This window comes from Ectopseudomonas khazarica (genome assembly GCF_017915135.1).
Taxonomy (GTDB): Bacteria; Pseudomonadota; Gammaproteobacteria; order Pseudomonadales; family Pseudomonadaceae; genus Aquipseudomonas; species Aquipseudomonas khazarica.
Genome location: NZ_CP068551.1, coordinates 3284567 through 3309840, shown reverse-complemented (window position 1 = coordinate 3309840; position 25274 = coordinate 3284567). Strand labels below are relative to the sequence as shown.

Annotated in this window: 31 protein-coding genes; 12 read left to right on the top strand and 19 right to left on the bottom strand. The window is 66.1% G+C overall.

Annotated elements, in window-relative coordinates:
- Positions 1–8 precede the first annotated feature (8 nt).
- Positions 9–830, top strand: a complete 822-nt coding sequence (gene zipA, locus JLK41_RS15785) for a cell division protein ZipA (protein ID WP_047588657.1) — start codon at positions 9–11, stop codon at positions 828–830.
- Positions 831–932: 102 nt separating this feature from the next.
- Positions 933–3296 (top strand): NAD-dependent DNA ligase LigA, encoded by a 2364-nt coding sequence (ligA, locus tag JLK41_RS15780; protein WP_210389333.1) that lies wholly within the window; start codon positions 933–935, stop codon positions 3294–3296.
- A gap of 506 nt (positions 3297–3802) precedes the next feature.
- Here ligA and JLK41_RS15775 read toward each other — a convergent pair.
- The 5 genes from JLK41_RS15775 to JLK41_RS15755 all read right to left on the bottom strand — a co-directional run bounded on the left by JLK41_RS15775 (position 3803) and on the right by JLK41_RS15755 (position 6647).
- Positions 3803–4171 carry a glutathione S-transferase N-terminal domain-containing protein gene (locus JLK41_RS15775; protein WP_047591510.1) on the bottom strand — a complete coding sequence of 123 codons (369 nt, stop codon included), beginning with the start codon at positions 4169–4171 and terminating at the stop codon, positions 3803–3805.
- 63 nt (positions 4172–4234) lie between these two features.
- On the bottom strand, positions 4235–4780 hold the full coding sequence (gene folE, locus JLK41_RS15770; protein WP_037050603.1) for a GTP cyclohydrolase I FolE: 546 nt from the start codon (positions 4778–4780) through the stop codon (positions 4235–4237).
- Between the two features lie 200 nt (positions 4781–4980).
- Positions 4981–5538 (bottom strand): Smr/MutS family protein, encoded by a 558-nt coding sequence (locus JLK41_RS15765; RefSeq protein WP_150605669.1) that lies wholly within the window; start codon positions 5536–5538, stop codon positions 4981–4983.
- A gap of 110 nt (positions 5539–5648) precedes the next feature.
- Positions 5649–5969, bottom strand: coding sequence for a hypothetical protein (locus JLK41_RS15760; protein ID WP_210389332.1), 321 nt, complete (start codon positions 5967–5969; stop codon positions 5649–5651).
- A gap of 81 nt (positions 5970–6050) precedes the next feature.
- Complete coding sequence (locus JLK41_RS15755; protein ID WP_037050610.1) at positions 6051–6647, bottom strand: cysteine hydrolase family protein; 597 nt, start codon at positions 6645–6647, stop codon at positions 6051–6053.
- Positions 6648–6802: 155 nt separating this feature from the next.
- Here JLK41_RS15755 and JLK41_RS25480 point away from each other — a divergent pair, with 155 nt between their 5' ends.
- Together JLK41_RS25480 and prmB are read left to right on the top strand one after the other, a co-directional pair.
- Positions 6803–6928 carry a hypothetical protein gene (locus tag JLK41_RS25480; RefSeq protein ID WP_256662970.1) on the top strand — a complete coding sequence of 42 codons (126 nt, stop codon included), beginning with the start codon at positions 6803–6805 and terminating at the stop codon, positions 6926–6928.
- A gap of 86 nt (positions 6929–7014) precedes the next feature.
- The gene (gene prmB / locus JLK41_RS15750; RefSeq protein ID WP_210389331.1) at positions 7015–7935 is read left to right on the top strand and encodes a 50S ribosomal protein L3 N(5)-glutamine methyltransferase; all 921 of its coding nucleotides are present in this window, start codon (positions 7015–7017) and stop codon (positions 7933–7935) included.
- A 255-nt stretch (positions 7936–8190) separates the two neighbouring features.
- Here prmB and JLK41_RS15745 read toward each other — a convergent pair whose 3' ends face one another.
- Together JLK41_RS15745 and JLK41_RS15740 are read right to left on the bottom strand one after the other, a co-directional pair.
- Positions 8191–8991 carry a hypothetical protein gene (locus JLK41_RS15745; RefSeq protein ID WP_037050614.1) on the bottom strand — a complete coding sequence of 267 codons (801 nt, stop codon included), beginning with the start codon at positions 8989–8991 and terminating at the stop codon, positions 8191–8193.
- Between the two features lie 36 nt (positions 8992–9027).
- Positions 9028–10020 carry an alpha/beta hydrolase family protein gene (locus JLK41_RS15740; protein ID WP_210389330.1) on the bottom strand — a complete coding sequence of 331 codons (993 nt, stop codon included), beginning with the start codon at positions 10018–10020 and terminating at the stop codon, positions 9028–9030.
- Between the two features lie 124 nt (positions 10021–10144).
- Here JLK41_RS15740 and aroC point away from each other — a divergent pair, with 124 nt between their 5' ends.
- The 4 genes from aroC to JLK41_RS15720 all read left to right on the top strand — a co-directional run bounded on the left by aroC (position 10145) and on the right by JLK41_RS15720 (position 13288).
- The gene (gene aroC, locus JLK41_RS15735) at positions 10145–11236 is read left to right on the top strand and encodes a chorismate synthase (RefSeq protein ID WP_134675560.1); all 1092 of its coding nucleotides are present in this window, start codon (positions 10145–10147) and stop codon (positions 11234–11236) included.
- A gap of 73 nt (positions 11237–11309) precedes the next feature.
- On the top strand, positions 11310–12461 hold the full coding sequence (locus JLK41_RS15730; RefSeq protein WP_037050622.1) for an MFS transporter: 1152 nt from the start codon (positions 11310–11312) through the stop codon (positions 12459–12461).
- A 15-nt stretch (positions 12462–12476) separates the two neighbouring features.
- The gene (locus JLK41_RS15725; protein WP_210389329.1) at positions 12477–13016 is read left to right on the top strand and encodes an acireductone dioxygenase; all 540 of its coding nucleotides are present in this window, start codon (positions 12477–12479) and stop codon (positions 13014–13016) included.
- A gap of 80 nt (positions 13017–13096) precedes the next feature.
- On the top strand, positions 13097–13288 hold the full coding sequence (locus JLK41_RS15720; protein WP_037050625.1) for a PLDc N-terminal domain-containing protein: 192 nt from the start codon (positions 13097–13099) through the stop codon (positions 13286–13288).
- 48 nt (positions 13289–13336) lie between these two features.
- Here JLK41_RS15720 and JLK41_RS15715 read toward each other — a convergent pair whose 3' ends face one another.
- From JLK41_RS15715 to JLK41_RS15705, 3 genes are read right to left on the bottom strand one after another with little or no spacing between them, the layout of a single operon-like run.
- Entirely contained in the window at positions 13337–13834 is a 498-nt protein-coding gene (locus JLK41_RS15715) for a methylated-DNA--[protein]-cysteine S-methyltransferase (protein WP_210389328.1), read from the bottom strand.
- A 3-nt stretch (positions 13835–13837) separates the two neighbouring features.
- Entirely contained in the window at positions 13838–14716 is an 879-nt protein-coding gene (locus tag JLK41_RS15710) for a DNA-3-methyladenine glycosylase family protein (protein ID WP_210389327.1), read from the bottom strand.
- A gap of 50 nt (positions 14717–14766) precedes the next feature.
- Positions 14767–15807, bottom strand: coding sequence for an AraC family transcriptional regulator (locus JLK41_RS15705; RefSeq protein WP_210389326.1), 1041 nt, complete (start codon positions 15805–15807; stop codon positions 14767–14769).
- 243 nt (positions 15808–16050) lie between these two features.
- Between JLK41_RS15705 and JLK41_RS15700 the strand changes: the two genes are divergently transcribed.
- The 4 genes from JLK41_RS15700 to JLK41_RS15685 all read left to right on the top strand — a co-directional run bounded on the left by JLK41_RS15700 (position 16051) and on the right by JLK41_RS15685 (position 19924).
- The gene (locus JLK41_RS15700; RefSeq protein ID WP_210389325.1) at positions 16051–17526 is read left to right on the top strand and encodes a flavin-containing monooxygenase; all 1476 of its coding nucleotides are present in this window, start codon (positions 16051–16053) and stop codon (positions 17524–17526) included.
- On the top strand, positions 17510–18439 hold the full coding sequence (locus JLK41_RS15695; protein WP_210389324.1) for an alpha/beta hydrolase: 930 nt from the start codon (positions 17510–17512) through the stop codon (positions 18437–18439). The genes JLK41_RS15700 and JLK41_RS15695 overlap by 17 nt, the downstream gene beginning before the upstream one ends.
- Positions 18440–18715: 276 nt before the next feature.
- Positions 18716–19060: a ribonuclease E inhibitor RraB gene (locus tag JLK41_RS15690; RefSeq protein ID WP_037050633.1), complete on the top strand. Its 345-nt coding sequence runs from the start codon at positions 18716–18718 to the stop codon at positions 19058–19060.
- A 156-nt stretch (positions 19061–19216) separates the two neighbouring features.
- Positions 19217–19924 (top strand): type 1 glutamine amidotransferase, encoded by a 708-nt coding sequence (locus JLK41_RS15685; RefSeq protein WP_210389323.1) that lies wholly within the window; start codon positions 19217–19219, stop codon positions 19922–19924.
- Between the two features lie 32 nt (positions 19925–19956).
- Here JLK41_RS15685 and JLK41_RS15680 read toward each other — a convergent pair whose 3' ends face one another.
- The 9 genes from JLK41_RS15680 to JLK41_RS15640 form a co-directional block, all read right to left on the bottom strand.
- Positions 19957–20307: a hypothetical protein gene (locus tag JLK41_RS15680; protein WP_210389322.1), complete on the bottom strand. Its 351-nt coding sequence runs from the start codon at positions 20305–20307 to the stop codon at positions 19957–19959.
- Positions 20304–20846, bottom strand: a complete 543-nt coding sequence (locus tag JLK41_RS15675; RefSeq protein ID WP_210389321.1) for a DinB family protein — start codon at positions 20844–20846, stop codon at positions 20304–20306. Before JLK41_RS15675 ends, JLK41_RS15680 begins: the two co-directional genes overlap by 4 nt.
- Positions 20847–20850: 4 nt before the next feature.
- Positions 20851–21423: a GNAT family N-acetyltransferase gene (locus JLK41_RS15670; protein ID WP_175253803.1), complete on the bottom strand. Its 573-nt coding sequence runs from the start codon at positions 21421–21423 to the stop codon at positions 20851–20853.
- A complete protein-coding gene (locus tag JLK41_RS15665; RefSeq protein ID WP_244976431.1) occupies positions 21399–21644 on the bottom strand; it encodes a hypothetical protein in 246 nt (81 codons plus the stop codon). Before JLK41_RS15665 ends, JLK41_RS15670 begins: the two co-directional genes overlap by 25 nt.
- Before the next feature lie 205 nt (positions 21645–21849).
- The gene (locus JLK41_RS15660; RefSeq protein ID WP_150605656.1) at positions 21850–22212 is read right to left on the bottom strand and encodes a VOC family protein; all 363 of its coding nucleotides are present in this window, start codon (positions 22210–22212) and stop codon (positions 21850–21852) included.
- 33 nt (positions 22213–22245) lie between these two features.
- Positions 22246–22482, bottom strand: a complete 237-nt coding sequence (locus tag JLK41_RS15655; protein ID WP_037050646.1) for a helix-hairpin-helix domain-containing protein — start codon at positions 22480–22482, stop codon at positions 22246–22248.
- Between the two features lie 50 nt (positions 22483–22532).
- On the bottom strand, positions 22533–23054 hold the full coding sequence (locus JLK41_RS15650) for a P-loop NTPase family protein (protein ID WP_210389320.1): 522 nt from the start codon (positions 23052–23054) through the stop codon (positions 22533–22535).
- A gap of 114 nt (positions 23055–23168) precedes the next feature.
- Positions 23169–23573 (bottom strand): acyl-CoA thioesterase, encoded by a 405-nt coding sequence (locus tag JLK41_RS15645; protein ID WP_210389319.1) that lies wholly within the window; start codon positions 23571–23573, stop codon positions 23169–23171.
- Between the two features lie 101 nt (positions 23574–23674).
- Positions 23675–25240: a methyl-accepting chemotaxis protein gene (locus tag JLK41_RS15640; RefSeq protein WP_037050651.1), complete on the bottom strand. Its 1566-nt coding sequence runs from the start codon at positions 25238–25240 to the stop codon at positions 23675–23677.
- Between the last annotated feature and the right edge of the window lie 34 nt (positions 25241–25274).

The window sequence follows — 25274 nt, the reverse complement described above, 5'->3', positions numbered from 1 at the left end:
GGTATTTCATGGAATTCGGTCTGCGCGAGTGGCTGATCGTTATTGGCATCATCGTTATCGCTGGCATTCTGTTCGACGGCTGGCGTCGCATGCGCGGTGGCAAGGGCAAACTCAAGTTCAAACTGGACCGCAGTTTCGCCAACATGCCGGATGACGACAGTGACCCGGATCTGCTCAGCCCGCCGCGGGTGGTTCAGCGTGACCTCGAGCCACAGCTGGATGAAGACGACCTGCCCTCGATGAGTGCCAAGGACCTGCCGCGCCGTCCGCGTAACGAACCGCAGCAGGGCGACCTCAACCTGGCCGTCGACGAGCCGGTGCCGACCCTGCTCAACCCGGTCGATGACGAGCCCGTCGAACCGAAGAAGCCCGCCAAGCCGGCTGCCGATGCCGCGCCGGTCGAGGAAGTGCTGGTGATCAACGTGGTTGCCCGCGATGATTTCGGCTTCAAGGGCCCGGCGCTGCTGCAGAACATTCTCGAGAGCGGCCTGCGCTTCGGCGAGATGGACATCTTCCACCGTCACGAAAGCATGGCCGGCAACGGCGAGGTGCTGTTCTCCATGGCCAACGCGCTCAAGCCGGGCACCTTCGATCTCGATGACATCGAAGGCTTCAGCACCCGCGCCGTGAGTTTCTTCCTCAGTCTGCCCGGCCCGCGTCATCCCAAGCAGGCCTTCGACGTCATGGTTGCGGCAGCGCGCAAGCTGGCCCATGAGCTGGGCGGCGAGCTGAAGGACGACCAGCGCAGCGTGATGACTGCGCAGACCATCGAACATTATCGCCAGCGCATCGTCGAGTTCGAGCGCCGGCAGTTGACCCAGAAACGCTAAAGAGCAGCGGCAAGCTGCGAGCCTCAAGCTCAAGCCAAGCGCTTGGCTTGGGGCTTTTTTGTTCTTGCCGCTGCAAGTTTGTCGCTTGAGGCTTTATCTGCAATGACCGACGTCGCCCAACGTATATCCGCACTGCGCCAGGAACTGGACGCGCACAACTACCGCTATTACGTGCTGGACGAGCCCAGCGTGCCAGACGCCGAGTACGACCGCCTGTTTCGCGAGTTGCAGGCACTGGAGGCCGAGCACCCGGAACTGGTGACGCCCGATTCGCCGACCCAGCGCGTCGGCGGTGAAGCCCTCGGCGCCTTTGGCGAGGTGCGTCATGAGGTGCCGATGCTCAGCCTCGGTAATGCCTTCGAGGAAGACGACCTGCATGCGTTCGACCGCAGCGTGCAGAGCGGCCTGGGCCTGGCTGGCGGCGACCTGTTCGGCGGCGGTGCCGAGGTCGAGTACAGCTGCGAGCCCAAGCTCGATGGACTGGCGGTGAGCCTGCTCTACGAGAACGGCCAGCTGGTGCGTGGCGCTACCCGTGGCGACGGCAGCACCGGTGAGGACATCAGCAGCAACGTGCGCACCATCCGCAACGTGCCGCTCAAGCTGCAGGGCGAGGGCTGGCCGCAGGTGCTGGAGGTGCGCGGCGAGGTGTTCATGCCCAAGGCCGGCTTCGAGGAGCTCAATGCACGCCAGGCCGAGACTGGCGGCAAGACCTTCGCCAATCCGCGCAACGCGGCCGCTGGCAGCCTGCGTCAGCTCGACCCGAAGATCACCGCCAGCCGTCCGCTGGAGTTCTGCTGCTACGGCGTCGGGCAGGTCAGCGGTGAGCTGCCGGGTACCCAGGTGGCCATGCTGCAGCAACTCAAGGCCTGGGGCATTCCCATCAGCCGTGAGCTGAAGCTGGCCAGGGGCGTGCAGGATTGCCTCGCGTACTACCGCGATATCGGCGAACGGCGCATGAGCCTGGCCTATGACATCGATGGCGTGGTGTTCAAGGTCAACAACATCGAGGACCAGCAGCAGCTGGGCTTCCGTGCGCGCACGCCGCACTGGGCCATCGCTCACAAGTTCCCCGCGCAGGAGGAGCTGACCGAGCTGCTCGACGTCGAGTTCCAGGTCGGCCGCACCGGCGCGGTGACGCCGGTGGCGCGGCTCAAGCCGGTCAAGGTGGCGGGTGTGATGGTAGCCAATGCCACCCTGCACAACATGGACGAGGTGGCGCGCCTGGGGGTGATGATCGGCGATACGGTGATCATCCGCCGTGCCGGTGACGTGATCCCGCAGGTGATGGCGGTGGTGCCCGAGCGCCGCCCCGATGATGCGCGACCGGTGCATATCCCCGAGCAGTGTCCGGTGTGCGGCTCGGCGGTGGAGCGTACCCAGCTGATCAAGCGCAGCAAGGGCAAGGAAAGCGTCAGCGAAGGCTCGGTGTACCGCTGCGTCGGTCGCCTGAGCTGCCAGGCGCAGCTCAAGCAGGCGATCATCCACTTCGTCTCGCGCCGCGCCATGGATATCGACGGCCTCGGCGACAAGACCATCGAGCAACTGGTCGACGAAAAGCTGATCGCCTCGCCGGCCGATCTGTACCAGCTGACCTTCGAGCAGATCATCGGCCTGGAAGGCTTTGCCGAGGTGTCCAGCAACAAGCTGCTGGCGGCCATCGAGGCCAGCAAGCGACCGACGCTGGCACGTTTCATCTATGCCCTCGGCATTCCCGATGTCGGCGAGGAAACCGCCAAGGTGCTGGCGCGCTCGCTGGCATCGCTGGCACGAGTGCGCCAGGCGCTGCCGGAAGTGCTCACCTACCTGCCGGACATCGGTCTGGAAGTGGCGCATGAGATCCACAGCTTCTTCGAGGACGCGCACAACCAGCAGGTCATCGACGCGCTGCTCGGCGCCTGTGGCCTGCAGTTGCAGGAGGAGGGCGAGCTGAGTGCCGAGTTCAGCGCCGTCGCCACCCTCGGCGGCATGCTCGACAAGCTCAATATTCCCAGTGTCGGTCCGGGTGCGACGCAGAAGCTGGCCGAGCGTTTCGGCAGCCTGGAAGCGGTGCTCGGCGGTGACTGGCTGGACATGCGCCAGACGCTGCCGGAGCGGCAGGCCAAGGCCGTGCGTGAATTCTTCGACGGCGAAGGCAACGCTCAGCGTGCCCGCGCCATCGAACAGCAGTTACGTGACTTCGGCATGCACTGGGAAAGCGAGAAGAAGGTCGTCGAGGGGCTGCCCCTGGCCGGGCAGACCTGGGTGCTCACCGGCGCATTGACGGTCAATCGCGATGTGGCCAAGGACAAGCTCGAAGGGCTTGGCGCCAAAGTGGCGGGCTCCGTGTCGGCCAAGACCCATTGCGTGGTGGCCGGGCCTGGCGCCGGATCGAAGCTGGCCAAGGCCAGCGAGCTGGGGATTCAGGTGCTGGACGAAGCGCAGTTCCGCAATTTCCTGCGTGACAAGCACCAGATCGAGCTGGATTGACACCGTAGGGTGGATGACGCTTTTTCCATCCACCACGGCGATGGATCGGTTGTGGATGGCCTTGCGTGGCGGTGGATCGGTGAAGCGTGATCCACCCTACGGTAGGGTGGATGACGCTTTTTTCATCCACCAGGGCGATGGAGCGGTTGCGGATGGCCCTGCGTGGCGGTGGATCGGTGAAGCGCGATCCACCCTACGGGTGGGTGGGTGGCGCTCTTTTCATCCACCAGGGCGATGGATCGGCTGCGGATGGCCTTGCGTGGCGGTGGATCGGTGAGGCGCGCTCCACCCTACGGGTAGGGTGGATGACGCTCTTTTCATCCACCAGGGCGATGGAGCGGTTGCGGATGGCCTTGCGTGGAGGTGGATCGGTGAAGCGTGATCCACCCTACGGTCTGGACTGGACGAAGTGCAGGTGTCGAACGCTGAACCTGTAGGAGCCGGCTTGCCGGCGAGCTGATCGGAGAAGCATCGCCGGCAAGCCGGCTCCTACGAAAAGCTTGGCGTCAGCCGGCGAAGCGCTGGTCGAGGTAGGCGATGATCGCCTTGGACTCGTACAGCCAGGTGCTCTGGCCGTTTTCCTCGATGCGCAGGCACGGCACCTTGATGCGTCCGCCCTGTTGTTCGAGGGTCTGGCGATGCTGGGCATCGTTCTTGGCGTCGCGCAGTTCCACCGGCAGGTTCAGGCGATGCAGGTTGCGGCGTACCTTGACGCAGAACGGGCAGGCATGGAACTGGTACAGCGCCAGGTCGGCAGTGGCCTGTTCGACCTGGGCCTGAGCCTCGGGGCTGCGCGCCAGCTTGCGCGGACGGCTGATCCAGTCACCGAACACGACCAGCTGGCCCAGGCCGATGCGAAGGGCTTTTAGCAACATTGTCTCTACTCCTGAAATGCGCACGGCCGTTCACGCGGGTGAACGGCCGTGGTTGTCCGCCGCTTAGCGAACCAGATTGAGGAACTCGCCACGGGTGGCCGGGTTCTCGCGGAACTCGCCGAGCATCACCGAGGTGACCATGGAGGAGTTCTGCTTCTCCACGCCGCGCATCATCATGCACATGTGCTGCGCTTCGATCACCACGGCGACACCCAGGGCGCCGGTGACCTGCTCGATGGCCTCGGCGATCTGCCGGCTGAGGTTTTCCTGGATCTGCAGGCGGCGGGCGAACATGTCGACGATGCGGGCGACCTTGGACAGGCCCAGCACCTTGCCATTGGGGATGTAGGCGACATGGGCCTTGCCGATGAACGGCAGCAGGTGATGCTCGCACAGCGAATACAGCTCGATGTTCTTCACCAGCACCATCTCGCTGTTATCGGAGCTGAACAGCGCACCGTTGGTGACCTCTTCGAGGGTCTGCTCATAGCCGCGGCAGAGGTACTGCATGGCCTTGGCGGCGCGCTTGGGGGTATCCAGCAGGCCTTCGCGAGAGACGTCTTCGCCCAGTTGGCCGAGGATGGCGGTGTAGTGTTGTTCCAGGGACATGGAGATTCCTGTTGGGTATCGAATGGCGCAGGGTAGGGCGCGAAACGGGGCCTGACAAGTGCGTCAGGCGCCTGGAGGGCACCTCCGCCGACTCCCTGCGTCGTTTAAGACAGGCTGGCAGGCCAGCCCGGTCGAATGCTCATTTGCTGCTCGTGCACTGCGAGGGCCTCGTCTGCGCCTCGCGGGCGGTCAATGCCCGTTCACTCGTCGCGGCCATCCATCATCGTGCGCTTGAGCATCACGTACACCGCGCCGGTACCGCCGTGCTTGGCCAGGCAGGACGTGAAGCCGAGCACCTTGGGGTGCTGGCGCAGCCAGGTGTTGACGTGGCTCTTGATCATCGGCTTGCGCCCGTCCATGCGCACCGCCTTGCCGTGGGTGACGCGCACGCAGCGGACTTCCAGCCTGGTGGCCTCGGCAAGAAACTCCCACAGGGTATCGCGGGCCTTCTCGACGCTCATGCCGTGCAGGTCGAGGCTGCCCTCGAAGGCGATCTGGCCCAGCTTGAGCTTGCGCATCTGGCCGTCCTGCACGCCATTGCCGGCCCAGTACAGCGGGTCTTCGGCGCCGACGTCGATGACGAACTGATCGGAAAGGCCGTCCACCTTGGTCTCGCCCTGGCTGATGGTCGCCGCCTGGCGCAGGGCCGTGAGCTGCTTGCGATCGGGTTTGGGTTTGCCGGTATCGGCGCGGTCGTGCTTGAGCGGCTTGACGCCACGCAGCTCGGCCTGGAACAGGGAAAAGTCGTCGTCTTGCATCGGTGGCTCCGCGAAACAGGCGGCTATCTTACCCAAATGCCAGGCGGTTACGCGCAGAAAGACGGACTCGACTGACGATCATCCCGCCCGTTGGTGATGCGGTATCGCGCTCAGTCGCGCTTCTTCATCAGGTTCGGTGACAGGCTCAGGTCGCTGGGGCGGTGCAGGCGTCTGCGGCAGCGCCGCCAGAAGGCGATGCCGGCCCAGAGCAGGAACAGACCGAGCAGGAGCAGGACAATGGCTTCGCCGGTCGAGTCGTTGAGCGTGCCCAGTACCGGTGCCCGCCCAGCCAGCGAGGCGACGCCCGCCATCCCCAGAAGAATGCCGAACGCCGCCAGCAACGCGCCCAGGCCAGCCCCGATACGCAGGCTCCAGCTTCTCGGCTGGCGCGGGCGCAGGCGGCGTGCATCGAAATCGTCGGACAGCTTCATTCCGATTTCCTCCGGGTTATCGGCGGTGTGACCGGTCGCTTTCTCTGGAGTTCCGCCTCTCTGGCAAGGTTGCGACGTGCGTCAAATCAGCGATTTGCTGTGCGGCACGAGGGTGGCGAAGTTGTCGCCCAGGGCGATCATCTCGATGCGATGGACCTCGGCTGCGGAGATCACGCTGCCGTCCGCGGCGGGCAGGTCGCGAGTCGCGCAGGCGGCGTCGACCAGTGTGCAGCGATACCCGTAGTCCTTGGCGGCACGCACGGTGGTACTGACGCTGGAGTGGGTCATGAAACCGCAGACGATCAGGTCGAGATGGCCGAGCGCCTGCAGACGGTCGTGCAGTTCGGTGCCGGCGAAGGCGTTGGGCAGGCGCTTCTCGACCACGATCTCGCCGGCCAGCGGAGCGGCTTCCGGCAGGTGGCGACCGCGTGGGCCGCTGGGGTCGAGCAGGCCGCCGGGGATGCCGAGGTGCTTGACGTGCACGATGTCGGCACCAGCGCTGCGCGCGGCAGCCAGCAGGTTGGCGATTTCCGCCAGCGCAGGGTTCAGGCCGGGCAGGGCGAGGACGCCGCTGCGGTACTCCTCCTGGGCATCGATGATCAGCAAGGTCGCATTGTTCAGGCTGGCCGGTGCGTGGCCACGACCGGTGAGCTGGAACATGGTTTGCGGATGGGACATCTCGGGCTCCTGGCTGATGGTGATAATGTGCCATTGTCCGCTTGCCAGCGCGGTCTGTGAACCTCTATCTGCGCCAAAGCTTGCTCAGTACAGATTGCCGGAGCAGAATCGGAACTGCCTTGAAGGACTCAGGGTCGTACGCAAAAGGAGTTGCCATGTCACTTTTGTCGCAGTTTTCCCCGCATTTCTGGCTGTTGTTCTCCATCGCCGTGGCCATTGCCGTGCTGCGCGAGTTGCGTCGTCCCAGTGACGATGGCGATTCCTGGCGCGACAAGCACTAGCCGCGCCGGGATTCGTTCGCCACAGGCCCATGCGCCTGCTGCCTGCTCTGGGCTAAACTTCCGCACTTTTCATCCGGAGGCCGCCCGTGACTGCTCTCACCACCCGTTTACGTACCCTGCGCGACTACATCCGCTGGGCCGTCAGTCGTTTTCAGGCCGAGCAGCTGTTCTTCGGCCATGGCACCGACAACGCCTGGGATGAAGCGCGCCAGCTGGTGCTCGGGGCGCTGCACCTGCCCTGGGAAATCTCCGATGCCTACCTGGACTGTCGCCTCGAGGGCGAGGAACACGCGCACCTGCAGGCGCTGCTCAAGCGACGCATCGAGGAGCGCGTGCCGACTGCCTATCTGCTGGGGGAGGCGTGGTTCTGCGGTCTGCCGTTCGTGGTCGACGAGCGTGTGCTGGTGCCGCGTTCGCCTATCGCCGAGCTGATCGATCGCCATTTCGCCCCCTGGCTGCCGAGCGAACCGGCGCGCGTGCTGGATCTGTGCACCGGCTCGGGCTGCATCGGCATCGCCTGCGCCTACGAATTCCCCGAGGCCGAAGTGGTGCTGGCCGACCTGTCCTTCGACGCACTGGAGGTCGCCAACCAGAACATCGAGCGTCACGGGCTGGAGGAGCGCGTGTACTGCGTGCAGGGCGACGGCTTCGCCGGTCTGCCGGGCCAGCGCTTCGACCTGATCGTCTCCAACCCGCCTTACGTCGACGCGGAAGACTTCGCCGACATGCCTGCCGAGTACCAGCACGAGCCGGCCATGGGCCTGGCCTGCGGCGACGATGGCCTGGACCTGGTACGGCGCATGCTGGCCGAGGCTGCCGACCACCTCAGCGAGCGTGGCCTGCTGATCGTCGAGGTGGGCAACAGCCAGGTGCATGTCGAAGCGCTGTATCCCGAGGTGGATTTCACCTGGCTGGACTTCCAGAACGGTGGGCACGGCGTGTTCCTGCTCGCCGCCAAGCAGTGCCGCGACCATCAGGCGCTGTTCCGTTCGCGTATCGGGGCGTGATGGGCGTGGTTGTTCGCCATGCATATCGGCATGGCGTGCACCGTTGATCGCGGCTGAAGCCGCTCCTACAAGAGCGGCGGGGTGATCAGCGCGTAGGGTGGATGTCGCTTTTTACATCCACCGCAACGTTGGCTCGAAACAGCGCGATCCACCCTGCGAGCGACAAGCCGATGCAAGTGTGGGAGCGGCTTCAGCCGCGATCCGGGAAGCTCGCCGCTCAAGCGCATCCAACCACGCTATGCGCCGAAGGCGTGCTCAGCGCGTGGCGATCCAGATCAGCAAGCCGGCCTGAAACAGGCTGAAGGCGATGAGGCAGGTGATGGTGAAGCGCAGGCCGGTATCCTCGCGCTTGAGGCGATCGACCCGGTCTTCCAGCTTGCGCAGCTTGACGCTCTGCTCCTGCAGGTTCTGGTCGGCCTGCTGCAGCATGGCGGCGGCGTCCAGCAATTCGATGATCTGCACCTTCTCGGCCTGCCAGTCGCCGTGCAGCGAGCTGACCCGCGGCGCACTGTAGAAGGGCTTGAGCTGCAACGGATCGCTGTATTCGATGGTGAAGCCCTGCGCCTTCAGAGCGTGGTCGCGCCGTTCACGGGCAGCTTCGTTGAAGTTGTCCTTGGTCGGCAGGGCGCCGCCCTCGACCTGATAGTGAGCGAAGTGCTTGCGCGCCCAGGCGATGCCCTGGGCCATGAGGAAGCGCCCGAGGCCCCGATTGGCCGGCTCCACGCTCAGGCCCTTGTCCGGGCCGAAGCGAATTTCCTTGCGCTGGTGGTCGGCCCAGACTTCCAGCAGGTTCTGCTGGCGATGCAGGCGCTGCCCGGGCACCTGCACGGTCAGGCGCAGCAGGCTGAGGTCCTTGGCGTTGCGCTCGACCCGGCCCAGCTGGACGAACCGCAGCGGCCTGGGGCCGGTCTCGCGGTCGACGGGCAGCGGCGCCAGGCGCAGCAGGCTGAACTGTTCCGCCGGCAGCTCAGACCAGGGATGTGGCGCAGCGGGCGTTTCGCTGCCTGCGGCTGCGTCTTCGGGGGCTTGCGCCGCCGGGGCTGGGTTCTCGCTCATGGACGTCCTGTGCGCTTGATCGGGTCATTTTGCAGGTTATCGACCGTTTTTCTCTGCGCTGGAGCGAATGAAGGCGACGATCCGCTCGCCCAGTGCACGGGCCAAGGGTAGCTGCGGATCGTCATAGGACGCTAGCTGTTCCTGCCAGGCTGCCGGGGTGATGCGCATGATGTGGTTCATGCCGGCGATCATGGCCAGCTCGGCGTCGGGCTTGGCCTGCTTGAGCAGCTCGGCGTTGTCCGGGCTGACCTGGGCGTCGTGGCTGCCCTGGACGATCAGCGCCGGGATGCGCAGTGCGGCGAAGTTCTCCGCCGGATCCTGGCGCAGCAGGCTGATCAGGTAGGGCTGCACGCTGGGGCGGTACACCACCTGCAGGGCTTCGGGCACCTCGGGTTGCAGCGTGCCGCGGATCAGGTTGGCGAGGATGTGCCGGCTCTCGGCGAGGAGAGCGGGCGGCAGGCGCATGGCCAGCTGCATGTCCAGCACCTGGCCGATGGGGTAGGCCGGCCCGGCGATGGATACCAGGGCATCGACCGGGCTGTCGGCGGCGGCGAGGCTGGCGATCAGTGCCCCCTCGCTATGGCCGATGAGGATCACGCGGTCGAAGCGCGGGTCGTCCTTGAGCTGCCTGGCCCAGCCGCTGGCATCGGCGACGTAGCGCTCGACACTGAGGTCGCGCTCATCCGGGGTGGCGCTGCGGCTGGCGGCGACGCCGCGCTTGTCGTAGCGCAGGCTGGCGATGCCGTTGCGGGCCAGTACCTGGGCCAGTTTCTTCAGCGCGTCGTTGTGGCCGCCTTCCGGGTTGTTGCCGTTGCGGTCGGTGGGGCCGGAGCCGGCGATCAGCAACGCGACCGGCAGCGGCTTGTCGCTCTGCGGCAGCAGCAGGCTGCCATGCAGGGTGCCCTGGTCGGTAGCGAGGCTGACGGGTTGTTGGCGAGTGGTGGCGGCCTGGGCCAGGCCGGCGATCAGGGTGAGGGACAAGAGCAGGGCTCGCAGCATGGTGAGGTTGGGGTAGTGGCAGACTGGCATTGGACGCCTGTGACCGCGCAAGGTTCGGGGTGAACTGCAAGGGGCTGGCAGGTATACTCGCCCACCTTGTGAATCGGGCCTGCGCAGCGGCAGGTCGGAGCTGAATCTCGCGGAGCGTCTTCCCATGTCCGGCAATACCTACGGCAAGCTGTTCACCGTCACCACCGCTGGCGAAAGCCATGGCCCGGCGCTGGTCGCCATCGTCGACGGTTGCCCGCCCGGTGTCGAGATCAGCCTGGAAGACCTGCAGCGTGATCTCGACCGCCGCAAGCCAGGCACCAGCCGCCACACGACGCAACGGCAGGAAGCCGACGAGGTGGAAATCCTCTCCGGGGTGTTCGAAGGCAAGACCACCGGTTGCTCCATCGGCCTGCTGATCCGCAATACCGACCAGAAGTCCAAGGACTACTCGGCGATCAAGGACCTGTTCCGCCCGGCTCACGCGGATTACACCTACCACCACAAGTACGGTATCCGCGACTACCGCGGCGGTGGCCGCAGCTCGGCGCGCGAGACCGCCATGCGCGTGGCCGCCGGCGCCATCGCCAAGAAGTTCCTGGCCAGCCAGGGCATCGTCATCCGTGGCTACATGAGCCAGCTCGGTCCCATCGAGATTCCGTTCAAGAGCTGGGACAGCGTCGAACAGAACGCCTTCTTCAGCCCGGACCCGGACAAGGTGGCGGAGCTCGAGGCGTACATGGATCAGCTGCGCCGTGACCAGGATTCGGTCGGGGCGAAGATCACCGTGGTCGCCGAAGGCGTGATGCCGGGGCTCGGCGAACCGATCTTCGACCGCCTCGACGCCGAACTGGCCCACGCGCTGATGAGCATCAACGCGGTCAAGGGCGTGGAAATCGGCGCCGGTTTCGCCTGCGTGGCCCAGCGCGGCACCGAGCATCGCGATGAGCTGACCCCGCAGGGTTTCCTCTCCAACCATGCCGGCGGCATCCTGGGTGGCATCTCCAGCGGCCAGCCGATCGTTGCCCACCTGGCCCTCAAGCCGACCTCCAGCATCACCACGCCGGGGCGTTCCATCGATGTCGACGGCAATCCGGTGGACGTGATCACCAAGGGTCGCCACGACCCCTGCGTGGGCATCCGCGCCACGCCGATCGCCGAAGCGATGATGGCCATCGTGCTGATGGACCACCTGCTGCGTCACCGTGCGCAGAATGCCGAGGTGCGTGTCACCACGCCGGTGCTGGGTCAGCGTTGAGCGACACGCCACGGGCGGCAAGTCGCGGGCGGCTGTGCCGCTGCCTCTGCGTGCCGCTTGAACCCTGCCGCTCATGACGGCGTCTCTGCCGTACTGGCGGCTGTCGGGTTTCTACTTCTTCTACTTCGCCTTGCTCGGGGGGACGGCGCCATTTCTGGCGTTGTACTTCGACCACCTGGGCTTTTCTGCGGCGCGAATCGGCGAGCTGATCGCGATTCCCATGCTGATGCGCTGCGTGGCCCCCAATCTGTGGGGCTGGCTGGGTGATCACACCGGTCAGCGCCTGCTCATCGTGCGCTTTGGGGCGTTGTGCACCCTGGCCTGCTTCGCCGGCATCTTCCTCGACAAGAGCTACGCCTGGCTGGCGCTGATCATGGCCACGCATGCGTTCTTCTGGCACGCGGTGCTGCCGCAGTTCGAGGTCATCACCCTGGCGCACCTGCGTGAGCAGGCCGCGCGCTACAGCCAGATCCGCCTGTGGGGCAGCATCGGTTTCATCGTCGCCGTGGTCGGCCTTGGCCTGTTGTTCGAGTGGCTGAGCCTGGATGCCTACCCGGCGGCGCTGGTGGTGATCATGGCCGGCATCGTCGCCGGCAGTTTCTGGGTGCCCAACGCCCAGCCGCTGCAGCGCCCGAGCACCCCGGAGCAGGGTGGTTTCCTGCGCCAGTTGCGGCGCCCCGGCATGCTCGCGTTCTACCTCTGCGTCGCGCTGATGCAGTTGAGCAACGGCCCGTACTACACCTTCCTCACCCTGCACCTGGAAGGCGTCGGTTACAGCCGTGGCGCCATCGGCCTGTTCTGGGCGCTGGGGGTGGTGGCGGAGATTCTCCTGTTCCTGGTCATGGCGCGCCTGCTGCAGCGCTATTCGCTGCGTGCGGTGCTGCTGGCCAGCTTTCTGATCACCGCCCTGCGCTGGCTGCTGCTGGGCAACCTGCCAGAGTATCTGCCCGTGCTGCTGCTGGCGCAGTGCATGCACGCCGCCACCTTCGGCGCTTTTCATGCCGCCTGCATTCACTTCGTGCAGCGCAGTTTCGCCGATCGCCAGCAGGGCCAGGGCCAGGCGCTCTACGCCAGCCTGGCCGGTATCGGCGGCGCCCTCGGCGCGCTGTATGCCGGGTACAGCTGGAACAGCCTGGGACCGGCCTGGACCTTCGCCATCGCCAGTCTGGTAGCCTTGCTCGCAGCCTTCATCATTGCCACCCGCCTGCCGCCCGAGCGGCCCTGAATCGAGTGCCCCGTCATGAGCAGCCTCAGCGTCCACCTGAACACCTCTCCGGAACTGCCGAACAAGGTTCTCAACCATGCCGACGATATTGCCAGCACCCTGGCGGCCGTCGGTATCGACTACCGTCGGCTGGAGCTGCCGCAGGCGTTGCGTCCCGGCTGCGAGGACAGCGAGTTCGACGCGGCCTACGGGCTGTGGCTGCAGGCGCTGATGGGGGAGCAGGGCTATGTGCGCCAGGAGCTGTTCAACCTGCAGCGCAATCATCCGCAGAAGCTCGAACTGCGTGCGCGTCACCTCGACGAGCAGGTGCAGGCGAAGGCCAGCGCCTGGCTGTTCATCGGCGGTTTCGCCCAGCTCAACGTGCATCTGGATGGCTATGTCTACGTGCTGCAGGGCGAGCGTGGCGATCTGCTGACCCTGCCGGGCGGCACCCGCCACTGGTTCGACCTGGGCGAGGAACCACACGTGCTGGCGCTGTGCCTGAGCCAGCAGGAAGAGGCGCCGGAACGCAGCGGTGAGGATATCGCCAGCCGCTTCCCGCGCCTGGGCGAGTGAAGCGCACGGTCAACCCGCAGGGAACCCGCGCCGGCCGCTGACTATCCTATGCAGGCAACCCCTCACACAGGAGTGTCGTCATGGGTTCCACCTTCAATGGGCTGATCGGCCTGGTCATCCTGGCCCTGGATATCTGGGCCATCATCAATGTGGTCAAGAGCGGTGCCGAGACCGGCATCAAGATCCTGTGGATTCTGCTGATCGTGCTGTTGCCGGTGGTCGGCCTGATCATCTGGGCGCTGATGGGGCCGCGCGGCAACGTCAGGATCTGACCCGGCCGTGCGGCTCGCGGTGCGCGCGGCCACAGGCGTGCACCGCGTTCACAGCGCCAGCTGCGCCTGGGTCGGCTGCAGCACGCCTTCCAGTTCCAGCAGCCACTGTTTGCGTGACAGGCCGCCGGCATATCCGGTGAGGCTGCCGTCGCGCCCGATCACCCGATGGCAGGGCACGATGATCGAGATCGGGTTGGCGCCGTTGGCGGTGCCGACCGCCCGCACCGCCTGGGGGCGCTCGATGACTCTGGCCAGCTCCGAGTAGCTGCAGGTACGGCCGTAGGGGATGGCCTGCAGCGCCTGCCAGACCTGCTGCTGAAACGCCGTGCCGCGTGGTGCCAGGCGCAGCTCGAAATGGCGGCGCTGGCCGGCGAAGTACTGGTCGAGCTGGCTGCACACGGCGTCCAGCTCACGGCCGGCAGGCCGCCAATCGTCCTCGATGCGCCAGGGCCTGCTGTCCAGCTCCATCAGCAGCAATTGCAGACCGCTGTCGTCGGCGGCGATGAACAGCGGGCCGAGCGGGCTGTCGTGGTAGCGATAGTGCATGCTTCAGCCTCCTGAATAGTTGTGCCAGAGATGCGCCGCGGCGTAGGCGCGCCATGGCCGCCAGGCCTCGGCACGCAGTTGCAGGCGTCGTGCGTCGATGCCTTCGGCGCCCCATACCGGGGCCTTGAGCAGGCCCAGGTCGCTGGCGGGAAACGCATCGGCCTCGCCGAACGCACGCAGGGCGATGTAGTGCGCCGTCCACGGGCCGATACCGGGCAGGGCGCACAGCTGTTCGATCAGCGCTGCGCTGCCGTCCTGCAGGCTCAGTTGCAGGCGGCCGTCGGCGATACAGGCCGCGAAGTGCTGCAGGCACTGCACGCGTTTGCCCGGCATGCCGATACCCGTCAGGTCCGCCTCCGCGATTGCCTGCGGGGTAGGGAACAGATGGCTGATGCCCACTGCCTGCGGCGTCTCGATCGGCGCACCGGCACGTTGCACCAGACGGCCGACGATGGTGACCGCTGCCTTGACCGCCACCTGCTGGCCGACGATGGCGCGCACGGCCTGCTCGAACGGGTCGAAGGCCACGGGCAGGCGCAAGCCGGGGTTGCGCTGCAGCAGCGGTGCGAGCAGCGCGTCGCGGCTGAGGTGACGGACTATCGTCTCGGGCTCGCTGTCGAGATCGAACATGCGGCGAACGCGCTGCTCGACGTGATCGAGATGGGTCGGCGAGGTGACCCGGCAGCGCAGTTCCAGCGCGTTCTGGCCGGCCAGCGGCATGACCTGCAGCCAACCGGGTACGCCGTCGATCATGAAGCCACGGCTGTAGCTGGCGGCGCTCAGCGACTCCAGGCCGGGAATCGCGCGCAGGGCGAAGTGGCTGTGGAACTGTTGCCAGTCCCAGGGCGGTTGGTAGGGCAGGAGCAGGGTGATGATGTTCATGGCTCGCACCCTAGCTCGGCATCGAGGGCTTGTCAGCGCGAAGATGACTTTCAAACTGCCAGCGGCTGGCCGAACGCGGTGGTCGCGCGTTGGTAGCGTCCGGGTGTCGTGCCTTTCCAGCGCTTGAAGGCGTGGATGAAGTTGGACAGCTCGCCGTAACCCAGGCGCTCGGCTATTTCCTCCAGGCTCAGTCCGCCAGCGGCCAGCAGCTCCTCGGCCAGCGCCTGGCGCACCTCGTCCTGCAGGCCACGGAAGTGGGTGCCTTCGTCGAGCAGACGGCGGCGCAGGGTGCGGCTGCTCAGGTGCAACTGGCTGGCCACCTTTTCCATGTCGGCCAGCTGTCCTGGCGATTGCAGCAACAGCTGGCGTACGCGCCCGGCCAGCCCCTGATGCAGCTGATGGCGGGCCAGCAGTGCCTGGCACTGCAGTTCGCAGGCCTGGACCAGCTGCGGGTTGGCGCGTGGCAGCGGGTTGTCCAGCAGGTCGGCGGAGAACCCCAGGCGGTTGTGCGCGGCGCCGAAGCGTGGCGCCTGGCCGAAGGCGGCGATGAACGGCGAGACGTCGGCTGGCGCCGCCTGGCGCAGTTCCAGGGCGAGCAAGGGCAACCTGCTGCAGAGCAGTTCGCGTACCACCACCAGCGCCGCAAGCATGTCACGCTGCACGATGAAGTCCTGCAGCACCGGTTGCAGTGCCTGGTCATCGAAGCACAGGCTGGCGACGGCGCCCTCGACGTTCAGGCTGATGCGGGTGAAGGCGTAGGTCAGGCCGTGATAGCGCAGCCCCAGCTCCGCCGCCTGGCGCACGTTGGCACTGCTGAGAATGGCGTAGCCCCAGGCGCCATAGGTGGTCAGGTGGTAGCGCCGGCCGGCCTGCAGGCCCAGATCGCCGACCCGGGGCAGCGCCTCGACCAGGTTGGCGATCAGTTGCAGCTCGCATGCGGCTTCGACCTCGCCGTTCAGGCCGGTGAGGTGCACGGGAGTGAGCCCGGTCCCGTGCAGGCACCTGTCCAGGCTCAGGCCGAGGTCGAGCCCCAGCTGGGTGAGCAACTGGACGCTGATGATGCTGCGCCGGGCAGGCCAGGGTGGTGGCATGAGTTGTCCGAAAATCACAATATCCTGGCCGACTATGCCATAACCCGGACGTGGCGAGGCAAGTAGCATCCCCTGATCGCCATAAATGGTGCCTCTAGAAACGTGGGCGAGGCAGTCAGCGCAAGGCGAAAACAGGCGAAAGCGCAGTTCACGACTGTAAATCAGCACCTTGAGCCTGTTTTTAACGCAGCGATGACAGGCGGGTAGTTCTTAGAGGTGCCCATACGGGTCGGGGAGACCACAATGCACAACAACCCCCGTACTGACGCGCCCTGGCGCGTGTTGATCATCGGCAGCGGCTTTGCCGGGCTGGGCCTGGCCATGCAGCTGCGCCAGGCCGGTCAGGAGGACTTCCTGCTGCTGGAAAAAGCCGGCGACGTCGGCGGCACCTGGCGCGACAACAGCTACCCGGGGGCAGCCTGCGACGTGCCCTCGCACCTGTACTCGTTCTCCTTCGAGGCCAAGCACGACTGGTCGCGCAGGTTCGCCCCGCAGGCGGAGATCCATGCCTATATCCGCCAGTGCGTGGAGAAGCACGGGCTGCATGCGCATATCCGCCTGAACAGCGAGGTGCTTGGCGCCGCCTTCGATGCGGCGCGCGGCATCTGGCGCGTCGAACTGGCTGGCGGCGAGGTGATCGAGACGCAGGCGCTGGTCAGTGCCTGCGGCCAGCTCAACCGGCCCGCCTATCCGCAGCTGCCGGGTCTGCAGAATTTCCGTGGCGAGGCCTTCCACTCGGCGCGCTGGCGTCATGACCTCGACCTGAGCGGCAAGCATGTGGCCGTGATCGGCACCGGCGCCTCGGCCATCCAGTTCGTCCCGCAGATCCAGCCCAGGGTAGCCAGCCTGAGTCTGTTCCAGCGCTCGGCTGCCTACGTGCTGGCCAAGGCGGATCGTGCCTATCGCCCCTGGGAGATCGCCCTCAAGCGCCGTCTGCCACTGTGGCAGCGTGCCGATCGCCTGCTGCAGTACCTGCACCACGAGGGGCGTGCGCTGGCCTTCATCCGTTTTCCCTGGCTGATGCGTGTGTTCCGCCACAGCTTCACCCGCCACCTGCAACGGCAGATGCCCGACGCCGGCAAGCGGGCGCAACTGCAGCCGGACTACCCCATGGGCTGCAAGCGCATCCTGATCAGCAACGATTACTTCCCGGCGCTGGCGCAGGCCAACGTCGAGATCGTCGATTCGCCGATTCACGAAGTGCGTGAACGTTCTCTGCTGACCGCCGACGGTCGCGAGCATCCCTGCGACGTGCTGATCTACGGCACGGGCTTCACCGCGACCGACTTCCTGGCGCCGATGCGCATCCGTGGTCTCGATGGCCAGGACCTGAACCAGGCCTGGAAGGACGGCGCGGAGGCGTACAAGGGCATCAGCGTCAGCGGGTTTCCCAACCTGTTCCTGCTGTACGGGCCGAATACCAACCTCGGCCACAACTCGATTCTCTTCATGCTGGAGAGCCAGTACGCCTATGTGCTCGGTTGCCTGCGTGCGCTGCGCGAGCAGGGCCTGCGCTATCTCGATCTGCGGCCGCCGGTGCAGCGCCGGTACAACGCCAGACTGCAACAGGCGACTCATCGAACGATATGGGAACAGGGCTGCGACAGCTGGTACAAGACCGCTACCGGCAAGAACACCAACAACTGGCCGGGTTTCACCTTCACCTATCGCCTCATGACCCGCACTCCGGAGCTTGCCGACTATGACTGCGTCCGCTGAATTCAACGCCCCCGCCGCCGAGCAGATGCTGCTGCGCGGCCTGTTGCGCGGTTTCCTGCGTCTGTTCTTTCGCGGGCTGGTGCGGCCACCGATGCCGGTTTCCGGGCAGCGCCGCGTGCTGCGCGCCCTCACCAGCGTCACCCTGACGCCGCGCGGTGTGCGTCGCAGCGCCTCGACCCTGGGCGCTCGCCCCTGCGAATGGCACCGCGCGCCTGGCGCCCGCGGCGGCGTGCTGCTCTACCTGCACGGCGGCGCCTTCATGATCGGTGGGCCGGATACGCATCGGGGCATCTGCGCCAGCCTGGCCAAGCGCGCTGGCCTGGACGTCTGTGCGCTGGATTATCGGCTGGCGCCGGAGCATCCCTATCCGGCGGCGCGCGACGATGTGGTGGCGGCTTACCGAGGCCTGCTGGAATCGGGGTATCGCGCGGAGCAGATCGCCATCGGCGGTGATTCGGCCGGCGGCAACCTCAGCCTGGTCGGCTGCCTGCGCATCATCGAGCTGGGCCTGCCGGCTCCTGCGGCGCTGGTGTGCTTCTCGCCAGCCACCGATTTCACCGGCGAGCGGATGCACCAGCCGCCAGCCGGCGATCCGCTGATCCACCCCAGCTGGGTCGAGCAGGCCGCTGAACTCTACTGTCCGGCCGGTGTGCCGCGTGACGACCCGGGCATGTCGCCGCTGTTCGCCGACCTGCGCTGCCTGCCGCCGACGCTGGTCCAGGTCGGCGAGGACGAGCTGCTGCTGAACGACAGCCTGCGCCTGGCCGAGCGCGCTACGGCGGCGGGCGTCGACATGCGTCTGGAGCGCTACCCGGGGCTGTGGCACGTGTTTCAGGCGCATGTCGGCGTGCTGCGTGCGGCGGATTACGCCATCGGGCGGGTGGCGGCCTTTCTGCGCGAACGGGGGCTGTGAGAGGGGCGTGGGCGCCCGGCTGGCCAATTGCCGCTGGTCGCCGGCTTCGTTACAAAGACTTTCCCTGCAGCGCGCACCTGGCGTTCAGCGACTACCCTTGCAGGGACGGCTTTCAGTCCGGCGCTCTGCCGGGCAGTCGTCTATGCGCTTGAAGTAGACACGTCGAGCATCCGCTCGATTCTCGGGGCGGCGCCAGCAGGGGCCGCGACACCGTCCAGCCGGGCGGTAGCAATGGGAAAGCGGTCAATCCATCCATAGCCTGAGAGGAGGTCGTTTATGAGCACAGCCTTCCACGAAGACTCCAGCACCTCGGTGCTGCGTCGGATGAAAGAAGGGGGGTTCGACTTCGCCCAGTTCCACCCGATCGAGTTCTACGCCATTTTTCCCGATGAGGAGCGGGCCAGAATGGCGGCCAGAAATTTTCGCGGCGAGTCGCTCAACGCCCAGGTATCCGCCCGTGAGGACGGCGCCTGGCACCTGCAAATCAGCAAAGTGATGTACGCCACCCATGCCGGTATTGGCGCGTTCGAGCATGACCTGGAGTCCATTGTCGTCCCGCTGGGCGGCACCCTGGACGGCTGGGGCGTAACCCAGGAGGTGAAAGCGTCGGCGGTCCGTTAGCACGCCTTTCCTGTGGTCTGGCGTGTTCTGCTCCTCTTTCCTGCCGGGGAAGAGGGGCGGAGGGCGCGGCTTACCTGCCGCTGAAGGCGAGCCGGGACAGACCGGCAGCCTCGACTTGGCCAGCGCCATCACGCAGACTGCGTGGCGGAGGTACTCATGGCCGATGTTCTGATCCTGACCCATATCGATTATTGCCCGCCCGCGCATCTGGCGCAGGTGCTGCTGGCGCGTGGTTGCAGCTTCGACGTGTTACGCGTCGACCTGGGCGAGCTGCGTGGCTATGACCTCGAGCGACCCAGGGCGGTGGCCGTGATGGGCGGCCCGATGAGCGTCAATGACCCCTTGCCGTGGATCGCCGACGAGGTGGCCGCCCTGCAGCGCCTCATCGCCCGCGAAGTGCCGATCATCGGTCATTGCCTTGGCGGCCAGTTGCTGGCCAAGGCACTCGGCGCCAGCATTCGGCGGATGCCCTACACCGAAGCGGGCTGGCAGGACATGCAGCGCCATGCGCAGGTGACGGACAGCCCCTGGCTGGTGCACCTGCCCGAGCCGTTCAGCATCTTCCAGTGGCACGGTGACACCTTCGCCCTGCCCGAGGGCGCGCAGGCGCTGTTCAGCAGCCGCTGGTGCGACAACCAGGCCTTCGCCTGGGGCGACAAGGTGCTGGCGCTGCAGGGCCACCCGGAGATGACCGAGCCACTGATCGAGTGCTGGCTCGATGACTGGGCGCACTTGCTCGATGAGCGCCAGCCCAGCCAGCAGTCCCTCGCCGAGATGCGCGACCAGCTGCCGGAGAAGGTCAGGGCGCTTAACCAGGTGGCCGAGGGCTTCTACGCGCACTGGCTGCAACTGGCGGGTCTGTGAGCCGGCACCGATAGCGCCGGCTCAACCTGTCGCTAGGGGCCCCAATAGTTGAAGTAGTAGAGGGTGCCGGGCTTGATCTCGATCTCTATCTCGCCGCCGCATCTGATCGAATGCACCCCTGGTGTCGTCTCTCCTGCCTCGTCGAGTGGCGCCGACCAGCTTTTTCCGTCCACCGAGAGCGTGTCGCAGCTGCCACCGTGGTCGTGCTCGATGACCAGGTAGGTCTTGCCATCGGCGCTCGGCTTGTAGCGGCCGCGAAGCTCGTAGGTGGCGTCCGCATCCATGCCGGCGACGTTCACCAGCAGGACGATGGCGATGGCCAGCAGGATGCAGGCCAGCAGGGCTCCCAGGGCGATCAGCGCATACTTGAGCACGCGCATCATGGCGCGGGCTCGTCGGCGATGATGGCCAGCAGATCGGTCACCCCGACATCCACCCCGGCCTGCGAGAGCAGGGTCGTTGCCTGGCCACGATGGTGGGTCTGGTGGTTGAACAGGTGCATCAGCAGGGCGAAGAAGTTCTTTCTCGCCTCGATCCCCCTGGTGTTGCGATAGGCCAGCGGCTGGTCCAGCTGCTCTTCATTGATCTCCGCAGCTAGCGCCTCGATGCAGGCGTCCAGCTGCACGCGCAGGGCGGTCAGCTCGCGGATGTTCGCGGCCATCGGCTGATCCAGGCGCGTGGGGCGTTGCAGCCCGGCGAGCGCCTGCAGCGCCCGATGGTTCGCCGGGTGTGCGGCATAGCGCCCGAGCCAGATCAGGTCGGCCACCACCAGGTGATTCAGGGTACCCAGGATCGAGCCGAAGAACGCGCCGCGCTCGGCGCTCAATGCCTCGTCGGGCAGAGCGGCAGCCGCAGCGTACAGGCGTTCGTTCATCCAGCTGTTGTAGCGCGCCATCTGGCGGATGTGCTCGATTCTCTGCATGGCCTCACCGCTGCTGTTGCCTGTCCTGAAGGCTATACCAATCTTCGCTGAGCAGCCCGTAGAGTGCCGAATCCGATACCTGCCCGTCGATGATCCAGCGTTGGCGGAGCAGACCTTCCTTGCTGAAGCCCAGGCGTTCCAGGGCCCGCCCGGAGGCGGCGTTGCTCGGGTCGATCTCCGCTTCGACGCGGTTGAGCCCCAGGGTTTCGAAGCCGTGGCGCAGCAGCTCGCGGGCCGCCTCCTGGATGTAACCCCGGCCCCAGGCGCTCGAGGCAATGCCGAAGCCGATCTCCGCGCGCCGCGACTCGGGTTCGTAGCTGAACAGCAGGCATTTGCCGATCAGCTCGCCGCTGTCCCTGTTGACGATGGCCAGGGTCAGGCGCTGGCCGTCGTGCATGGCCTGGCATTCCGCGCGGATGAAGTCCTGTGCCACGGCCTCGCAGGCCCAGGCCGGGGTGTTCCAGTACTGCATGACCTGGGGATCGGAAAAGATTGCGAACAGTGCCGGGGCATCCGCAGCTTCCAGTGGGCGCAGCAGCAGACGTGGCGTAGTCAGATGGACGGAAAGATCGGGCATCGGGATATCTCGTTCAGGTAGTCGGGGGGCTCATCGGCAATGGCTGCGCGCAACCGCTCACGCGCCTGGCTGGCAGCGGACAGGCCCAGCAGCGTTCGCACCAGGGCGACGACATCGTGCAGTGCAATCAACTGGCCCTCGCCGTTCCGCGCCGCCTGTTCGAGCGGGGTGTTCAGCTGGCCCGCTTGCAGGCAGGTGAAGGCCAAGGCCTCGGCGGGCATCGATCAGCATGATCCGCATCCACGACCCGGGCGCAGCGACGCTCGCCCGAGAGGTGAAGGGCAGGGACGTTAATGTGCACCCAGGGCAGTGGTCAAACGAATGCCGGCGGTCAACTATTACAGCGTTTCTCCGCCGGTATTCCCGCACCCCTGGCACCGCGTACGGGACCTGGGCGAGGGCGGGCACTGCTGCAGAGGGTGTCGGCTACTGGCTGTCCGGCTCCGACCACACGGCGAACTCGTTGCCGCCGGGCTCGACGAAGTGGAAGCGCCTGCCTCCCGGGAAGGCGAAGATCGGTTTGACGATCTTCCCGCCAGCGGCCTCGATCTTGTGCAGCGTTTCCTCCAGTCGCGCGCTGTAGAACACGATCAGCGCGCTGCCGTTTTCACTACGCGCCGACATCTCGGCGCTGAAGAATCCGCCGTCCAGGCCTTCGCCCGCGAATGCCGTGTAATCCGGGCCGTAATCCGTGAAATGCCAGCCGAATGCGGCCTGGAAGAAGGCTTTGCTGGCTGGCAGATTGCGGGTGGGGTATTCGACATAGTCGATCTTCTCGTGGGCAGGCATGCCGGGCTCCTTGGCTCTGTGTGCAGGGTGGATTCACTGACGGGATCTGGCCAGGTCGATGGCCGCCTGGATGGCTGCGCGTGCCTGCGGGCTGTTCTTCCAGCAGGTCGAGCCAAGCTGGGCCGATACGGCGCTGACGATATCGCCGACGCAGGCTTCGGCCAGATCGCCGAGTGAGTTGAAACCTATCTGCTCGAGTCGCCGAACGACGGTCGGGCCTACGCCCTTGAGGCTGATCAGTGCGTCGTATTCATGGGCTGGAAAGGGCATGGTGATGGCTACCGAGGGATTGAATTTGCCGTTGATCGACTGGCGCGTGTTCAGCGGCGCACCGTATGCGCGTTGACGAAGGCGTCGATATCTGCGGTCGACTGCAAGTGGTAGAGCGCCTTGCCGGCGGCGCTTGCCTCGATCTTGGCGAGCAAGGCGCTGGTCCAGAAACGTGGTGACAGGCGCAGGTATCTCCAGCTCGCCAGGGTGCCTTTCAGCACGGAGCTGCCCTGCGGCCAGCCTTCCGGTCTCACCCATGCGCTCTGCAGCAGTCGCTTGCAGGTGAACCAGTAGTGCTGCCAGTACGGCAGGTCGACGTAGATGAGCGTGTCTGCGGATTCCAGCCGTTGCCAGAAGGACTCCAGCGTGCCCAGACCTTCGATGATCCAGCCGTCCCGGTCCAGAATGGCGCGGTGCGCCGCGGCGTATTCCTCGTTCGCCACCTTGGTTCCGTCGGCTCGGTAGACCATCAGGTCCAGGGGGAACAGCTCGAGGCCCTTGGCCTGTGCCAGTTTCCTGCCCAGTGTGGACTTGCCGCCACCTGGCTTGCCGAAAACGGCTATCCGTTTCATGCCTCATCATTCCCTTCGCGTGCACTGCGTTGTGCCGGATGATTGCACGGCTGCCCGGCGCCTGGGTACTGCAGAAACGCCGCATGCAGGCGCGTGTCGGGTCGCCGTGGGGCGTCAGGTCGCGCTCAGGGCGTCACGCAGCGCCTGGGGCAGCGGGATGGGGCGCTTGCTCTCGGGGGACACGGCTACCTGCGTGAGGGTGGCGCGGAAGGTGACGTCGTGCGCGGCATTGCGGGCCTCGACGAAGAAGGAGAATGAGCTGGTGGTGAGATCGCCGCTGCGCACCTCGATGTCGATGACCTCGTCCCAGGCCATGGGCGCCAGGAACTCGATCGACAGCGCGCGGGCGGGAGGCAGAATGCCCATCGCGAAGAGTTCGCGTATGGCCGGCCCGCCAAGGGCGTGAGCCAGGAAGTCGTGCACCGCTTCGATGACGAAGTAGCTGATGCGTGGCGTGTAGACGATGCCGGCCGGGTCGCAGTCGCCGAAGAGAATTCGTCGCTTCGTTACAAAGCTCATGGGGAAGGTCTCGGGTTGGGCGTTGCTGGACGTACTGTGCGCCTGGAACCGCGCAGGTGCGCAACCCGGCGCAGCGGCTGAGCCACTGCGCCGGGTCGGGGTCAGCGGTTGAAGCGTTCGACCAGCGCGTACTGGCCCTGGGCGGTGCCGGTCAGGGCCTGGCTGAGCTTGGCCGTGTTCTGCGCCTCGCCAGCCGTCTGGTCGGCCAGCTGGGCGATGGTGGTGATGTTGCGATTGATCTCGTCGGCCACGGCGCTCTGTTCTTCCGCGGCGGCAGCAATCTGGTTGGCCATGTCGGCGATGTTGGCGACCGAATCGCTGATGCCGGACAGCGCCTGGTCGGCCTTCAGCACGCGTTCGACGCCTTCGTCGGCCTGCTTGCGGCCGATTTCCATGGTCATCACCGCTTCTTCGGCGGTGCGCTGCAGTTTGGCGATCAGCGTGTGGATCTGCTCGGTGGATTCGGCGGTGCGTTGCGCCAGCGACCGGACTTCATCCGCCACCACGGCGAAACCACGCCCCATCTCGCCGGCGCGGGCCGCTTCGATGGCCGCGTTGAGGGCCAGCAGGTTGGTCTGGTCGGCGATGCCCTTGATCACATCGACCACGCCGCCGATTTCATTGCTGTCCTGGGCCAGGCGGGTGACGGTCTCGCCGGTATCGCCCACCGACTGCGACAGGCGCTGGATCGCTTCGCGGGTTTCCTCGGCGATGCCGCGGCCCTCGCTGGTCAGGCGATTGGCCTCCTGGGTGGCGATGGCGGTGCGGGCGACATTACTGGCCACTTCCAGGGTGGTGGCGGCCATCTCGTTGACGGCGGTGGCGACCAGTTCGGTTTCGCTGCGCTGACGCTCCAGGCCGGCCGAGCTGTTGTGGGCCAGCTTGTCGGCTTCACGCGCCTGCTGGGTCAGGTGCTCGGCGGTGTCCTGCAGCCGGGTGAGGCAGGTCTTCAGGCGCGCACCCTGGCTGAGCATGGCCATCTCCAGGCGTGCTTCGGCGCCACGGCTGTCGGTGTACATCTGCGCGATCAGCGGGTCGGAGGTGGTCTGCTCGGCGATGCGCAGCAGACGCTTGATGCCACGGGTCTGCCAGGCGATGCCGGCCAGGCCCAGCGGCACGGAGAGCAGGGCGGCGAGGATGAAGCCCCAGTTGCTGCCCATCCAGTGGCCGATGAGAAAACCGATCTGGCTGACCAGGATAAACGGCATCCACGCCTGGACGATGGGCACCCACTGATTGCTCGCCGGAATGGCCGACTTTCCGGCGTTGACCCGTGCGTAGAGTGCCTCTGCGCGGCGTACCTGCTCGGCGCTGGGCTTGACGCGGACGGACTCGTAGCCGACCACCTGGTTGTTCTCGGTGATCGGGGTGACGTAGGCGTTGACCCAGTAGAAGTCACCGCTCTTGCAGCGGTTCTTGACGATACCCATCCACGGGCGGCCACTCTTGAGGGTCGTCCACATGTGATCGAACACGGCCGGCGGAACGTCCGGGTGGCGCACGATGTTGTGCGGCGCACGTTGCAGTTCTTCGCGGGTGAAGCCACTGATCTCGACGAAGGCGTCGTTGCAGTAGGTGATCTGACCCTTGAGATCGGTAGTGGAGATCAGACGCTGCTGCGCAGGGAAGGTGCGTTCGCGCTGGGTGACCGGTTGGTTGTTACGCATGGCAGGTATCCGTCGTTGTAATGCCCTGTCATCG